This is a genomic window from Shewanella sp. 10N.286.52.B9 (assembly GCF_002873635.1).
Classification (GTDB): Bacteria; Pseudomonadota; Gammaproteobacteria; order Enterobacterales; family Shewanellaceae; genus Shewanella.
Map to the genome: position 1 here is coordinate 1 of NZ_MCTY01000234.1, position 14951 is coordinate 14951.

General features: G+C 42.7%; 12 protein-coding genes and 1 tRNA gene. 8 read left to right on the forward strand and 5 right to left on the reverse strand.

From position 1 onward, the window contains the following. Window positions 1-71: 71 nt before the first annotated feature. Both srmB and BCU91_RS19815 read right to left on the reverse strand, forming a co-directional pair. Window positions 72-1304, reverse strand: coding sequence for an ATP-dependent RNA helicase SrmB (gene srmB / locus BCU91_RS19810; RefSeq protein WP_102476937.1), 1233 nt, complete (start codon window positions 1302-1304; stop codon window positions 72-74). An 81-nt stretch (window positions 1305-1385) separates the two neighbouring features. After that, the gene (locus BCU91_RS19815; protein ID WP_102532213.1) at window positions 1386-2156 is read right to left on the reverse strand and encodes a methyltransferase; all 771 of its coding nucleotides are present in this window, start codon (window positions 2154-2156) and stop codon (window positions 1386-1388) included. Between the two features lie 448 nt (window positions 2157-2604). Here BCU91_RS19815 and brnQ point away from each other — a divergent pair, with 448 nt between their 5' ends. From brnQ to recJ, 4 genes are all read left to right on the forward strand, one after another. Beyond that, on the forward strand, window positions 2605-3948 hold the full coding sequence (gene brnQ, locus BCU91_RS19820; RefSeq protein ID WP_198589256.1) for a branched-chain amino acid transport system II carrier protein: 1344 nt from the start codon (window positions 2605-2607) through the stop codon (window positions 3946-3948). 85 nt (window positions 3949-4033) lie between these two features. Further along, window positions 4034-4936, forward strand: coding sequence for a site-specific tyrosine recombinase XerD (xerD, locus tag BCU91_RS19825; protein ID WP_102439689.1), 903 nt, complete (start codon window positions 4034-4036; stop codon window positions 4934-4936). A 141-nt stretch (window positions 4937-5077) separates the two neighbouring features. Further along, on the forward strand, window positions 5078-5806 hold the full coding sequence (dsbC, locus tag BCU91_RS19830) for a bifunctional protein-disulfide isomerase/oxidoreductase DsbC (RefSeq protein WP_102439688.1): 729 nt from the start codon (window positions 5078-5080) through the stop codon (window positions 5804-5806). Between the two features lie 156 nt (window positions 5807-5962). Then, window positions 5963-7687 carry a single-stranded-DNA-specific exonuclease RecJ gene (recJ, locus tag BCU91_RS19835; RefSeq protein ID WP_102476940.1) on the forward strand — a complete coding sequence of 575 codons (1725 nt, stop codon included), beginning with the start codon at window positions 5963-5965 and terminating at the stop codon, window positions 7685-7687. A 280-nt stretch (window positions 7688-7967) separates the two neighbouring features. Here recJ and BCU91_RS19840 read toward each other — a convergent pair. Both BCU91_RS19840 and BCU91_RS19845 read right to left on the reverse strand, forming a co-directional pair. Further along, window positions 7968-8043 (reverse strand) — tRNA-Phe (locus tag BCU91_RS19840). Between the two features lie 182 nt (window positions 8044-8225). Further along, complete coding sequence (locus BCU91_RS19845; protein WP_102439686.1) at window positions 8226-8990, reverse strand: outer membrane protein assembly factor BamD; 765 nt, start codon at window positions 8988-8990, stop codon at window positions 8226-8228. Between the two features lie 125 nt (window positions 8991-9115). On the opposite strand from BCU91_RS19845, the gene rluD reads away from it, so the two are divergent. The 4 genes from rluD (at window position 9116) to BCU91_RS19865 (ending at window position 14150) form a co-directional block, all read left to right on the forward strand. After that, the gene (gene rluD, locus BCU91_RS19850; RefSeq protein ID WP_102532214.1) at window positions 9116-10090 is read left to right on the forward strand and encodes a 23S rRNA pseudouridine(1911/1915/1917) synthase RluD; all 975 of its coding nucleotides are present in this window, start codon (window positions 9116-9118) and stop codon (window positions 10088-10090) included. 38 nt (window positions 10091-10128) lie between these two features. Continuing rightward, entirely contained in the window at window positions 10129-10863 is a 735-nt protein-coding gene (gene pgeF, locus BCU91_RS19855) for a peptidoglycan editing factor PgeF (RefSeq protein WP_102439685.1), read from the forward strand. Between the two features lie 144 nt (window positions 10864-11007). After that, window positions 11008-13581 (forward strand): ATP-dependent chaperone ClpB, encoded by a 2574-nt coding sequence (gene clpB, locus BCU91_RS19860; RefSeq protein WP_102532215.1) that lies wholly within the window; start codon window positions 11008-11010, stop codon window positions 13579-13581. Window positions 13582-13841: 260 nt separating this feature from the next. Next, window positions 13842-14150 carry a hypothetical protein gene (locus BCU91_RS19865; protein WP_102439683.1) on the forward strand — a complete coding sequence of 103 codons (309 nt, stop codon included), beginning with the start codon at window positions 13842-13844 and terminating at the stop codon, window positions 14148-14150. 96 nt (window positions 14151-14246) lie between these two features. On the opposite strand, the gene BCU91_RS19870 is transcribed toward BCU91_RS19865, so the two are convergent. Beyond that, window positions 14247-14690, reverse strand: a complete 444-nt coding sequence (locus tag BCU91_RS19870; protein WP_102439682.1) for a DUF4124 domain-containing protein — start codon at window positions 14688-14690, stop codon at window positions 14247-14249. Between the last annotated feature and the right edge of the window lie 261 nt (window positions 14691-14951).

A 14951-nucleotide genomic window follows, 5' to 3' on the forward strand; every position in this document is an offset into this window, starting at 1 on the left:
GATATAAAAAAGCCCTGAACCATTATGTTGGTTCAGGGCTTAAACAATCTATTTAATCGCGAGAGAAAGGCTTACTTTTTCTTTTTCGCTTTCGCTTTTTTAGATTTTTTCTTCGCAGCGATTTTCACTTTGTCTTTTTTCTTGCCAGGCACTTTCGCTTCTTTGTGCGTTGGTCGTAAACCGTCGATGTAACGACGTTTTAGTGGCTGCTCAATATAGCGCTCAATTTTATTAACGATGCGCATATCATGGGCTTCAATTAATGAAATTGCCGTGCCTTTCGCGCCTGCGCGTGCAGTACGTCCAATACGGTGAACATAGGCGTCGGCTGAGCGAGGCATATCAAAGTTAATCACGTGGGTGATACCTTCAATATCAATACCACGGGCTGCAACATCGGTTGCCAGCAAGATATTGACTTCGCCTTTACTGAATTTACTTAAGGCTTGGAAGCGCTTTTTCTGCTCCATATCACCACGTAAGAAAGCGCAAGGAATTCCGGCTTTAAGCAGCTGGCCTTCAAGGCTTGCTACAATTTCACGGGTTTTTACGAATACGATAGTGCGCTTAACTGACTCTTGCTGAAGAATGTTGCATAGCAAGGCAAATTTATGGGCTTGATTATCGGCAAGGTGAGCCCATTGGTGAATTTTGGCTTTTTCACTGCGAGGTGAGTCAACGTCAATCGTGACCGGGTCATTCAATAGCACTTGCGCGAAGCGCGATACACCGCTGCCTTCAAGGGTGGCAGAAAATAACATATTCTGCTTACGGCCTTGGGCCTCAATGGCGATAGTTTCTACCACTGACGAGAATCCCATATCTAACATACGGTCAGCTTCATCAATGATCAGGATTTCAACTTCTGTTGCTTCAAACTGGCCTTTATCAAGATATTCAACTAGGCGACCGGGAGTGGCAATCAATAAATCGACATTGTCTTCAAGTTGTTCTTCTTGGGGGCCGTATGGCACACCACCGGTGATAATACCAATATCGAGATCTAAATCGGTGGCAAGGTGGCAAGCGTAACGATGAATTTGGCTAGCAAGCTCACGTGTTGGGGTTAGGACTAACACACGGGCTTGACCATTGAATCGTCTTGGGAAATCAATCAAGTGTTGTAATGCCGGCAGCAAAAAGCTGGCCGTTTTACCGGTACCTGTTGGCGCTTTAGCTAAAATATCCCGTTGTTCCATCGCCATTGGCAATGTTTGTTGTTGAACTGTGGTCGGGCTCAAATGTCCCATGGCCTTTAATGAATCTAAAAGCATTGGATCTAGGTCAAAATCTTCAAATAGCATGCGCTGTAGGTCTCACTGATTGATAGCCGAGCATTATAACCTAAGAAGCGCAACTCAGCGAGAGCGATATCTATACAAAGCTTAAAGTTTTAGATAGAACTCACGACAAAGGGCGATCATTTGCTGACTATATTGACCGCTGGGATCGCTTATCACCAAACTTGAGTGCTCGGTGCTTTCAATCTTTGCTTGATGCTTAAGCTCAAGCAGTAATCGTCTTGGTGGCTTTTTGCTAACCGTTGAAACGCTGACGCGCTTAGATATGGCCAAAGAGGTTTGTGTTAATGCGCCGGTAAAGCGCGTTTCACTTTCAATTGGAAGAATCAAGCTCGCCGCGCCATGTGGCGCCAATAATAACTCAATATGTTTCAGTAACTCGCTAAAGCTTAAGCTATCGGTATGTCTCGCGGTTGCTCGCTGCTGCAGCTTCGATTGTGGCCCATTATCAAAGTAGGGCGGGTTACAAATGATGCTATCAAATAATGGGCTTAGCTTAGCTTTATACTGAACTAAGTGCAGGGCACTAAAGTCTTGTATTGCCCCATGGTGTAACTCAATCATCTCAGCCCAAGGGCAATTGGCGATATTGTGTAAACAATCTTGAGCGGCTAAATCATCGAGCTCAACAGCGACAATTTTAATCGCTTTGCTTGATAACCCTACTGCTGTTTTTGCCAATTGCTCAGCTCGCTGAGCAGCCATGAGGGTTAATAGTCCACTGCCGGCACCGATATCCAAAATGGTGTTGCTCTGTTTGATATTAGCCCAAGCGCCTAACATCACCCCATCTGTACTGACGGGCATACCGCAGCGGCTATCATCAATATGAAATTGTTTGAAACTAAAAGGCATAGGACTATAGATTGAGAAATGGCCGATTATGGTAACTGTTTTTGCAATTTTTCCCAAACGGATAGTAGGTTGATTTATTGTTGCTAATATACTGACGGCTTCGGTGCTTGTGTTGTTATTGTAGCGCTAATGTTTGGCTGTTTTTAAGCTTGTTTTCAGATGATGGTTGTTTTTGCTTTATGCGGGTTTTGCGCTTGTGTATCTAAGTGCTATTTGCTATTAGTTCCTACCCGTTTGAGCACATTATTGCGGTTTAAATGGGAAAAATGAAATCAGCTTCACAAATCGGCATAGGTATTACGAAAATACGCTGAATTTATCAGCAATATTGCAGTGATTTTAGTGAGCTTAAGTGTAATTTAAAGTTTACAGGTTTGTCGGGAGGTTAGATTAGCGATAGCTAATTGGTGACTATTCCCTTAAGTTTGTAAAAAAACAAAACAACAAGATGGGGCAATGTGTGCAAAACAATAATATGAGTATTGGCGATACGATAGGCTTAGGCTTTATGACGTTCGCATTTTTCTTAGGTGCTGGTAACCTAATTTTTCCACCGTTTGCAGGTATGTTAGCTGGTGAGAACATGACACTAGCAATGTTAGGCTTTCTTATTACTGCCGTGGGTTTACCCCTTGCTGGACTTATTGCGATTGCAAAAGCAAATGGTAAGGTCATGGCGATGTTACCGGCATTTGCGGCAACTGCTTTAGCGATTTCTATCTATATTATTATCGGCCCAGCCTTTGCTGCTCCGCGTACAGGCTTGGTGGCTTTTGAAATTGGTGCTCGTCCATTTTTAGATAATGCCGATGCAATCATCCAACTTGGTGCACTGTCACTTAATAAAGCACAATTGTTTTATACCATTGGCTTTTTTGCCATTGCGATGTTGTTGTCGTTATTCCCAGGTAAATTATTAGACAGCGTTGGTAAAGTATTAACCCCTATTCTTATTTTCCTATTAGTCGGTTTAGCATTATCTGTGATCATTACCCCTAGCGCTGCAATTCAAGCTGCAAGCGGTGATTACATTAATAGTCCACTTTCTAAAGGTATTTTAGAGGGGTACAACACTATGGATACGCTAGCATCATTGATTTTCGGTATGTTAATCATTGATATTTTGCGTAAAAAAGGCATCACTGATTCAAAAGCGCAAACTCGCTATTTAGTACGCGCTGCTATCATTGCTGCATCGGGTTTAGCTTTTGTTTATGTGTCATTATTCTATTTAGGCGCTACCGCTGGTGATATTGCTTTGGGCGCTGAAAATGGTGGCCAAATTCTAACAAACTATGTGACTCATGAGTTTGGCACTATGGGGACTATCTTATTAGCAACGGTAGTGAGCATTGCCTGTTTAACAACTGCAGTTGGGTTAATTACCGCCTGTTCAGAGTTTTTCAATGAGCTATTGCCTAAGATCTCATACAAAGCGTTTGTGATTTTCTTCAGTTTGGTTTGTGCCACGGTTGCCAATGTGGGCTTAACGCAGTTAATTAACATCAGTATTCCTGTGTTAATGACTATTTACCCAGTGGCAATTGCATTGGTAGCGATTACTTTCTTAACTGAGCGTTTCCCTCGTCCTGAATTTTCACATCGTTTAGTGTTATCTGTTGCTTTGTTCTTTGGTATTTTTGATGGTCTTCAAGTTGCTGGCGTAGATACAAGTTTCCTAAGCTTTATGCCACTTCATGCTGAAGGCATGGCATGGTTATTACCAGTAGGGCTTGCGATTGTTGCTTGTTTATTTGTTCCTGCCAAGGATCAAGCTTTAGCTGCAAGCTAGGTAACCTTTGTCAAACTAAGCTAACTTTAGTTACACTAACGGCGTTATTTCATCTTGAAATAACGCCGTTTTTTTAGGAATTCATGTGACAGATAAGTATCAAGCCGATCCCATTATCGATGCATTTTTAGATGACCTTTGGTCTACGAAAGGACTTAGTGACAATACACTGGCTTCCTATCGTACTGATCTACGCCATTTTGAACGTTTTGTGCTAACGAAAAAACGCCAGTTGATTAATGTCGATCAGTTGCTGATCCGCGATTACTTAGCCTTTCGAGTGGAACAAAATTTTGCAAAAAGCAGTACTGCGCGGTTATTGAGTAGCTTGCGGCGTTTGTATGGTTATTTGTTGGTTAATGAGCAGATAGCTGTTGATCCCACCGCGCTGGTTGAGTCCCCTCAATTAGTTAGGCAATTACCCGAGGCACTCAGTGAAGCCCAAATAAACAGCTTACTGGATGAGCCCAATGTTGATGATCCGCTAGAGTGCCGAGATAAAGCCATGTTGGAGTTACTTTATGCCACTGGGCTGCGGGTAACCGAACTGGTTAGCTTAACCCTTGAGCAAATAAGCTTACGCCAAGGCTTAGTGAGAATTGTCGGTAAGGGCGGTAAAGAGCGCTTAGTTCCCTTAGGTGAGTTAGCGGTGACAGAAGTAGATCAATACCTTGTTGCGGCAAGAGCTGAGCTACTGGGTAATAAGCAAAGTGATGTACTGTTTCCATCAAAGCGCGGTCAAATGATGACAAGGCAGACCTTTTGGCACCGAATTAAGCTATATGCGTTACGGGCAGGAATACACAGCCATTTGTCGCCCCACACTTTGCGCCATGCTTTTGCGACCCATTTATTAAATCACGGCGCAGACTTACGGGTAGTGCAGTTGCTACTGGGCCACAGTGATTTATCGACTACGCAAATTTACACCCATGTAGCTAAAGCGAGGCTGCAACAGTTGCATAGTGAGCACCATCCAAGAGGTTAGTGCAAAATGAATGTTTATTATTGCTTACACAAAATGAGCGCTGTGTAGTTGCTTTCATGAAATATTGTCTGTAACTTTTGCGCTGATGAGCGGGTCTATATAGTGAGTAGACTAATACAGATTGACCAAATAGGATTTTAAATGAAGTTAACCAAAGCATTCTCTTTAGCGATAACGCTTGCAGTAGCCCCGTTATTACATGCCGCTTCTGCCTCTGATATCCCTAATGAAGCAGAACTCAAAAAACAAGTTTCAGATACCTTAGGTGTGAATGTTTTGAGCATTGAGGCATCGCCAATTGATGGTCTTTATCAAGCGCTTACTGACCGTGGTCTGCTATATGTGTCTCCAGATGGCAGTAAGTTACTTCACGGTAATATGTATGATTTACAAAAGGGCATGAAAAACTTAACCGAGGCAGCACTAGCAGGCCCTCGCATTGATATGCTAAAACCTTTTGAAAAGGATATGTTGGTTTATAAAGCCAAAAATGAAAAACATGTGGTGACTATTTTTACCGATGTTGATTGTGGCTATTGTCGTAAGTTGCATCAGCAAATGGATGGCTATAACGATTTAGGAATTACCGTAAGATATTTAGCTTATCCTCGTGCGGGTATTCCGTCAGCGAATGCCGATGAAATGGAAGCTGTGTGGTGTGCTAAAGATCCACTACAAGCGATGACCGATGCCAAAACTGGTCGTAATGTAAAAGCGGCAAAATGTGATGCTAATATCGAAGGTCAATACCGCTTAGGTGGCTCATTTGGTATTAACGGTACCCCAGCAATTGTGTTAGAAAATGGCGTATTAGTACCAGGCTATCAACCGCCTGAAGCATTATTAAATACCATTAAAACCAATCTTTAATCTACAGTGAGTTAACGGATTTAGCCGCTAAAGCGCGTTAAAAGACGTTAATTTATAACAAAAGGTGAGCCCAAAGCTCGCCTTTTTTGTTATGGTAAATTCAGTTTCAATGATTCATTCCCACTTCATAATTCGATATTTTCTTAAGGTGTTTTTGTGGCCCATAAAATTGTTCGCCGACCTCTAGTAGACGATAGTCATTTACCAGCTAGTATTCCTGCTATTTTAAAGCAATTGTATGCCCGTCGAGGCGTCGACCTTTTGGGCTGTGATCTGAGTCTTTCAAAGCTATTACGCCCAGATTCTATGATGGGCTTGGCTGAAGCTGCGCGTATTATTGCCGATGCTATTATGGCGAAAAAGTCCATTTTGATTGTGGGCGACTTTGACGCAGATGGCGCTACCTCAACCAGTGTGTGTTTGTTGGCATTACGGATGATGGGTGCTCAGCATGTGGATTATCTTATTCCTAATCGATTTGATTATGGCTATGGCTTAAGCCCAGAAATTGTAGCTGTGGCGCAGTCAAAAGGCGCTGAGGTATTAATTACCGTAGATAATGGTATTTCATCCATAGAAGGCGTAGCAGCGGCTAAAGCGCTGGGGATGACCGTAGTGGTGACAGATCACCATCTACCGGGTAAATCATTGCCCATAGCCGATGCCATTGTTAATCCAAATCAAGCTGGCTGTGAGTTTGCCAGTAAATCTATTGCAGGTGTGGGCGTGGCATTTTATTTGATGTCTGTACTGCGCAGTGAATTACGCGCCCGCGATTGGTATCAGCTTAATCAATTAGCCGAGCCGAACTTAGGCAGTTTATTGGACATTGTTGCACTGGGGACTGTGGCTGATGTGGTTTCCCTTGATAGTAATAACCGCATTTTAGTGCAAGCTGGCTTACAAAGAGTACGTAGTGGTCGCTGCCGTGTTGGGATCACAGCTCTGCTTGAAGTCGCTAAGCGAAACCCGCAGCGCATTGTCGCATCAGATTTTGGTTTTGCAGTAGGCCCAAGACTTAATGCCGCAGGACGCTTAGATGAAATGGCCTTAGGGGTCGAAACCCTACTTTGTGAAGATATGATGCTCGCCAGACGCATGGCAGGTGAGCTTGATGGTCTGAATGCTGAGCGCCGCGAATTAGAAACCGGTATGCAGCAAGAAGCCCTAAAAAGCTTACAAAAACTCAGCTTGGATGAAACTAAATTACCTTGGGGATTAGCCATTTTTCAAGAAGATTGGCATCAGGGCGTGATTGGTATTTTAGCATCACGCATTAAAGATAAATATCATCGCCCCGTGATTGCTTTTGCCGATGCGGGTAACGGTGAGATTAAAGGCTCCGCTCGCTCGATTAAGGGCTTACACATGCGTGACTTATTGGAGCTAATTAATAGCCGTCACCCTGGGATGATCCTTAAGTTTGGCGGACATGCGATGGCAGCAGGACTATCCCTAAAAGCTGATGCCTTTAGCGAGTTTGAACAAGCCTATGACAAAGCGGTGCGCGAGATATTAAAACCTGAGCAGCTTACCGGTGAGATTTTATCTGATGGTGAATTGCCAGTCGCGCTGATGAACCTCGATACTGCCTATTTGTTAAGAGATGCAGGCCCATGGGGGCAAGCATTTGAAGAGCCATTATTTGATGGTTATTTCAGTGTCATTCAACAGCGCATTGTCGGTGAAAAGCACCTAAAGCTGGTGTTAGAGTCTCAGTGTGGCGCTGTAATGATGGATGCGATTGCATTTAATGTTGATTTAACCACTTGGCCTGATGCAAGCATAAAACATGCTCGTGTGGCTTATAAACTGGATGTGAATGAGTTTAGAGGTAATCAAACCGTACAAATGCTGGTGGATTACATTGAGCCAGCTTAATGGGTATTGTCTGTGAGGTTAACTTAAGCCAAGGGTGACTTTGTGTTAGTTAGCTGCGGCGCTAATAAGTTGCGCTTTAATGAGCTGGTATTACTCAGGTGTGCTTGCTCAAGAGGCTAGTACAAGGAGCTAGTAAATGAGTCAGAGTACTGACTCAAAGTCGTTAAGGCGCTTTATTGATGCAATGGTTACCACATGAATGATAAATGACAGAAACAAAAAAGCCTCGCATTGCGAGGCTTTTTTGTTATTTGGTCGCGTTAACCACCAAATCTAAATATGGTGCCCGAACCCGGAATCGAACCAGGGACACGAGGATTTTCAATCCTCTGCTCTACCGACTGAGCTATTCGGGCGACGGAATGCAATTTAAGGTTTTAAGCCGTTTGAGTCAACCGTTTTTTTAGCATTTAAGCTGAAAATGTGTCAACTGCATATCTTTTGTACCTTTTGTGATGTTTTATTCTACATGGCGTATAAATAAAAAATGCCTTCAAATTGAAGGCATTCTAGCGTAGTTAAGCAGTAAGGCTAAACATTAGTTACTGACTAACTCATTATTCGGGAAATTCGCCGCCATCACGGTTACCACGTTTTGCTTTAGCTGCTCTTGACCTAATTCTTCGTAAGCCTGAGCCATGATTTCAAGGGCATGTTCAGTTGATGGTGTTCCTGGGAATTGCTCCATCACAGTTTGTGCTCTTACCGCTGCAGCGCTCCAAGCGCCCATTTTAATATAATACTCAGCTACTTTGATTGAGTATTTTGCTAAACGGTTTTTTAGGTATTGCATACGATGTTGTGCATCTGCTGCATACTTACTATCTGGGTAGCTTTTGATTAAACGATCAAAATCTTTAAAAGCATCTTGGGCATTTTTAGGATCGCGATCGGTGCGGTCAATATTCATCATATCGTGAAAAAGATAATTATCAGCCTGCATATTAGTCAAACCACGCATATAATAGACATAATCAATATCTGGATGGGTTGGGTTTAAGCGTAAAAAGCGGTCAATGTTAGCAATACCTGATGCGACATCATCCATCTTATAATAGGCAAAAATCATGTCCAATTGGACTTGAGTTTTGTGGGGGCCGAACGGGTAACGCGAGTCTAACGCTTCTAGGGTTCTAACGGCTTTTGAGTAGTTCCCAAGTTCCATTGAGGTTCGTGCCTGAGCATAAAGTGCTTCTGGCGACTTGTTACTGACAACTTCTTCTTCAAAACCTTTAGAGGTGCTACAAGCCGTTAAAGTCAATGAAAACAATACTAGGGCGGCGCCTTTGGCAAAATTATGCATATGTAAATTCAATTCTTTTATAAGTTATTGTTAAGAATTTTTCCATTTCACTGTAAAATAGAAAACAATCCGATTGTAACAGATAGTTCATTCACTTTGGACCCCAAAAAAGGGGTACGGTTCCTATGACACAAGAGATTAATCTAAAAAGCGAAATCACAGCAAGTCAAACGGGTCTAAGATTAGACCAAGCTTTGGCTGAATTGTTCCCTGATTATTCCCGTACACGCATCAAAGAATGGATTTTATCTGGTGCAGTTTCAGTTGATGATACTGTCGTCGATATACCTCGTGAGAAGGTACTAGAGTCGCAGTTAATTGCTGTAGAAGCAACGCTTGAAGAAGAAGTTAAAGATAAAGCGCAGAAAATCCCACTAGATATCGTCTACGAAGATGACCATATTTTAGTGGTAAACAAGCAAGCGGGCTTGGTTGTGCATCCTGGTGCAGGTAATACTGATGGCACATTATTAAATGCGTTATTACATCATTGTCCTGAAATCGAACATGTACCACGTGCTGGTATTGTGCATCGTTTAGATAAAGACACCACAGGTTTAATGGTGGTGGCTAAAACGGTTGAAGCACAAACTCACCTTGTTGCGGCGCTTCAAGCCCGTGATATCGTGCGTGAATACGAAGCAATTGTGATTGGTACTATGACAGCTGGTGGCACGGTTGATGAACCTATTGAACGCCATGAAACTCGTCGTACTCAAATGGCAGTGATTATGGGGGGCCGTCCTTCAGTCACTCATTATCGCGTTGCTGAAAAATTTAGAGCCCATACTCGTTTAAGACTGCGTCTTGAAACAGGTCGTACTCACCAAATTCGTGTTCATATGGCTTATATTGGCCACGTGCTAGTTGGTGATCCTGTTTATGGTGGTCGTCCACGTCCGCCTAAAAAAGCAAGCAAAGCGTTTTTTGAACTTTTAAAAGGCTTTGAGCGTCAGGCGTTACATGCGGTGCGTTTGGAGCTTGCACATCCGTTTACCCAAGAAATTATGACTTGGCATGCTCCTATCCCTGAGGATATGAAGATGCTAACCAAAGCATTGCGCGAAGACACAGAACTAAATCCAATAGAATACCTATAGGTGTTAGTCTTGCGTAAGCGATGGCATAAGGATTGATTGTGTTTAAAGCCAGTTGGCCATTACCTGATAATGTTGCTATCGCCATGACAAATCGTCATGGCGGTGTCAGCAAACCACCTTATGACAGCCTGAATTTAGGCTTGCATGTGGGGGATGTTGTAGCAGATGTCATGGCCAATCGGGCTTTATTACAAACAGCGCATTCAATCCAGTCGCCACTTGTTTGGCTTGAGCAAGTGCATGGCACTGACATCATTGATTGCTCTAGACTGACGACAGCTGATATTGCATCTCCTCTCATTGGCGATGGTAGTTATACCAACTCCCCCAATACTGCACTGGCGATTATGACCGCAGATTGCCTTCCTGTATTACTGTGTAATAATGCGGGCACTGAAGTTGCTGCAGTCCATGCCGGCTGGCGTGGCTTATGTGATGGCATAATTGAAGCCGCAGTTAGCAAATTTTCCTCTCCAACGACTGAACTCATCGCCTATTTAGGTCCTGCAATTGGCCCAGGTGCGTTTGAAGTTGGCGCAGAAGTACTTCAATATTTTACCGAAAAGCATCCTCAAGCGACTGACTACTTTAAACCGCAAGCTGAAAAGTATTTAGCAGATTTAGCGGGCTTAGCTCAAATGAGACTGGCGTTATTAGGTATTCCCCAAATATATTGCGCTAATCGCTGCACTTTTAGCGATAGTGATTACTTTTCTTATCGCCGCGAACAACAAACTGGCCGCATGGCGTCGCTTATCTGGCTTAAGTCCTAATCTGTTTTTTAGATTTGATCTACATCATTTAACCTAACGGTTTATTTTTAAATTCGCCTCATTAGATTGAAAAATCCATAAACACCCCCATATTTTACTTATCAAAAACATTCCCGTTTTTAAATTAATTGTTTAGGAGGCCGTATGAGACTCGATCGTATGACCAATAAGTTTCAAATCGCCATTTCAGATGCACAGTCACTGGCGTTAGGACGAGATCATCAGTTTATTGAACCTATTCATTTGATGATGGCTTTGTTAAATCAAGATTCAGGTTCAATTCACCCATTACTGACCCAAGCGGGCATTAATGTCAGTGCGCTGCGTTCGTCAATTAGCCAAGAGCTGGAACGAGTATCGCAAGTGCAAGGCACCGGTGGTGATGTTCAGTTGTCACAAACCCTGATCCGCTTGCTGAACTTATGCGATAAATTAGCCCAAAAGCGAAAAGACAAATACATTTCGTCAGAGTTGTTTGTATTAGCGGCGTTAGAAGGCAATGACCTGTTAGCTAAAAGCCTTAAAGCGGCGGGTGCCACCAAAGAAGTCTTGGAGTCGACCATAGATCAAATCCGTGGCGGACAAAATGTCGATGATCCCAATGCCGAAGATCAACGCCAAGCGCTAAAGAAATTTACCGTCGATCTTACTGAGCGAGCAGAGCAAGGTAAATTAGATCCGGTTATTGGCCGCGACGAAGAAATTCGCCGTACCATCCAAGTACTGCAGCGCCGTAGTAAAAACAATCCAGTATTGATTGGTGAGCCCGGTGTGGGTAAAACTGCCATCGTTGAAGGCTTAGCTCAACGGATTGTCAATGGCGAAGTACCTGAAGGCATTAAAAACAAACGGGTACTTTCCCTTGATATGGGCTCGTTAATTGCGGGCGCAAAATATCGCGGTGAATTTGAAGAGCGCCTCAAAGCAGTATTAAGTGAGTTAGCCCAAGAAGAAGGCCAAGTCATCCTGTTTATCGATGAGCTGCACACTATGGTTGGTGCAGGTAAAGGCGAAGGGGCGATGGATGCAGGTAATATGCTTAAACCCGCTCTTGCTCGAGGCGATTTACATTGTGTTGGCGCTACCACGCTTGATGAATACCGTCAGTATATTGAAAAGGATGCCGCACTTGAGCGTCGTTTCCAAAAAGTGCTGGTTGATGAGCCAAGTGTGATAGATACCATTGCGATATTACGGGGTTTAAAAGAACGCTATGAGCTGCATCACCATGTGGAAATTACCGATCCTGCTATTGTAGCCGCAGCCACTATGTCACACCGCTATGTCTCTGACAGAAAGTTACCTGATAAAGCTATCGATTTGATTGATGAAGCAGCCTCAAGTATCCGTATGCAAATTGACTCAAAGCCAGAGTCATTAGATAGGTTAGAGCGTCGCGCAATTCAACTTAAGCTAGAAGAACAAGCACTAGCGAAAGAAGAAGATGAAGCCAGTCGCAAACGTCTGAGTGATTTACAGGCTGAGCTTGCTCAAGTTGAAATTAAAGCCAACGAGCTAAACGAAATTTGGCGCACTGAAAAAGCCGCATTGGCTGGCACTCAACATATTAAAGCCGATTTAGAACAATCGCGCATGGATATGGACGTGGCGAGAAGGGCAGGCGATTTAACGCGAATGTCTGAACTGCAATATGGCCGTATTCCTGAACTTGAAAAGCAATTAGATTTAGCTTCTCAGGCTGAAATGCAAGACATGACCTTATTACGCAATAAAGTCACCGATATTGAAATTGCAGAAGTGTTGTCAAAAGCCACCGGTATACCAGTGAGTAAAATGCTCGAAGGTGAGCGTGACAAGTTATTGCAAATGGAAGACGCACTACATCAAAGAGTGATTGGTCAAAATGAAGCGATAGAAGCGGTATCAAATGCGATTCGTAGAAGCCGCGCAGGTCTAGCTGATCCAAACCGCCCTATAGGTTCTTTCCTCTTTTTAGGCCCAACTGGTGTGGGTAAAACCGAACTATGTAAATCATTAGCGACATTCCTATTTGATACTGAATCCTCCATGGTGCGTATCGATATGTCAGAGTTTATGGAAAAGCATACCGTGTCACGGCTGGTGGGTGCGCCTCCTGGTTATGTCGGCTATGAAGAGGGCGGTTACTTAACAGAAGCCGTTCGTCGTAAGCCTTATTCTGTCATCTTGCTCGATGAAGTTGAAAAAGCCCATCCTGATGTATTCAATATCTTACTGCAAGTATTGGACGATGGTAGATTAACTGACGGCCAAGGCCGAACGGTCGACTTTAGAAATACCGTTATTATCATGACCTCAAATTTAGGCTCTGACATTATCCAGCAAGGTTTTGAAACCCAAAACTATGCTCAGATGAAGGCATCGGTAATGGAAGTCGTTACCCAAAGCTTTAGGCCTGAGTTTTTAAACCGTATCGATGAAACTGTGGTGTTCCATCCACTATCAGCTGAACATATTGCCTATATCGCAGAAATCCAGTTAGAGAACTTAAAAGCGCGCTTAGCAGAAAAAGACTTTAGCTTAACGATCTCTAAAGCTGCACTGGCATTAATTGCTGAAGCAGGATTTGATCCTATATATGGAGCAAGACCACTCAAGCGTGCCTTGCAGCAGGAAGTTGAAAACCCATTAGCTAATCACTTACTAAAAGGTGATTTACTACCAGGTAAAGCAATCAACGTAGATGTGAAAGATGGTTTGCTAACATTTAGCCAATAATCTACCTCGTCATTAATCAACTTAGTGCATGGCTAATCAATTGAGTGAAGCAATTAAAGGGGCATAGTAGTTAACTATGCCCCTTTTGTGTTTTTGGCGAGGTGAGACTGATTAATAGAAACTATCCAAAATAAATAACCCTTTTGACGAATTCGTAAACCCAGTGTCGGCAAGCTATCTTGCGAGTATCAAATTTATAAACTAGCTTGAAAGTAGACTGTTTAACTCAACCACTGTGATTTTAGTCAAAAGGATATAGCATGAATAAATTAGTTGTAATAAGTAGCGCACTCATAGCAATAGCCCTAACAGGCTGTAGCTCTGCCCCCCAAACCAATGGCGAAATCCCAGTTATTAAGGTTGGTAATGTTGATTACGACAGTATTTATCATTATGGCTATAACCGTGGCTGTCAAAGTGCACTATTGCAAAGCACATCAAGTGAATCACTCGACGGAATGAAAGATAAAACCTTAAATGGGATAAATGCATTTGAAAAAGGTTGGCGCTCAGGTACCCAAACCTGTAATGGTGGCGAGTTTAAATCAATGTACACTGTTGGCAATTAATCATGCCCAATCGACAAAACTTATAGCAAAAGGGGCCAATAGGCCCCTTAATATCACAATGTCATGCTATTGCTTAATATTGTAGCTAATACAATATTACTGGCAAAACAGTTTTATTCTTTCTTCATTGGTTTCAATTTGAGCAAGTCTCTCTTCTTCGGTTACCTGTACGGCTTCACCGGTGGTGGGATCTTTGCGGTGTAATCGTTGATAAGTATTTAATACATTTAGGCTGTGTTTAGCGCTTTCACAAATAGACGCTGCTTGTTCAGCATCTCTAGCCTTAATGGTTTCGGCATTCTTTTCTGCATCCGATGGTTTATTTGCACTTGATGATGCATTAGCAATAACAGGTAAGTAACCCACTTGTGCAGGCTCAATGTCTTCACTATAGAGTTTTTCAGAATTAACTTCATTCGGTGGCTGTTGACTATAATGCTTTACCCCTTTCTCATCGACCCAAGAATAAATCACGGTAGCATTGGCAACTTGTATCAAACTACAACAGCCTATTAAACACAATAAACGTAAACTAAGCATATATATTCCTAAATGGTGTATACCAACTTTCCTTATTAAAAATAAAATAGGCGATTTGAACCTTAAAACCAATAGTTATTATCGAGTTTATTGAAGACTTAGTTCCAATACTTGAGCTATTGAAGGTAAACAAGCAGCCTAGAATTGGCAGTCAACAACAAAATAGGGTGGTTTTAGGTGATAAAAACCACGAATTGTTTAGCTTTTGCGCATTCAGTTTGTGTTGCAGATAAAAAATGCCAAAAGCCCTTGCGCTAAATC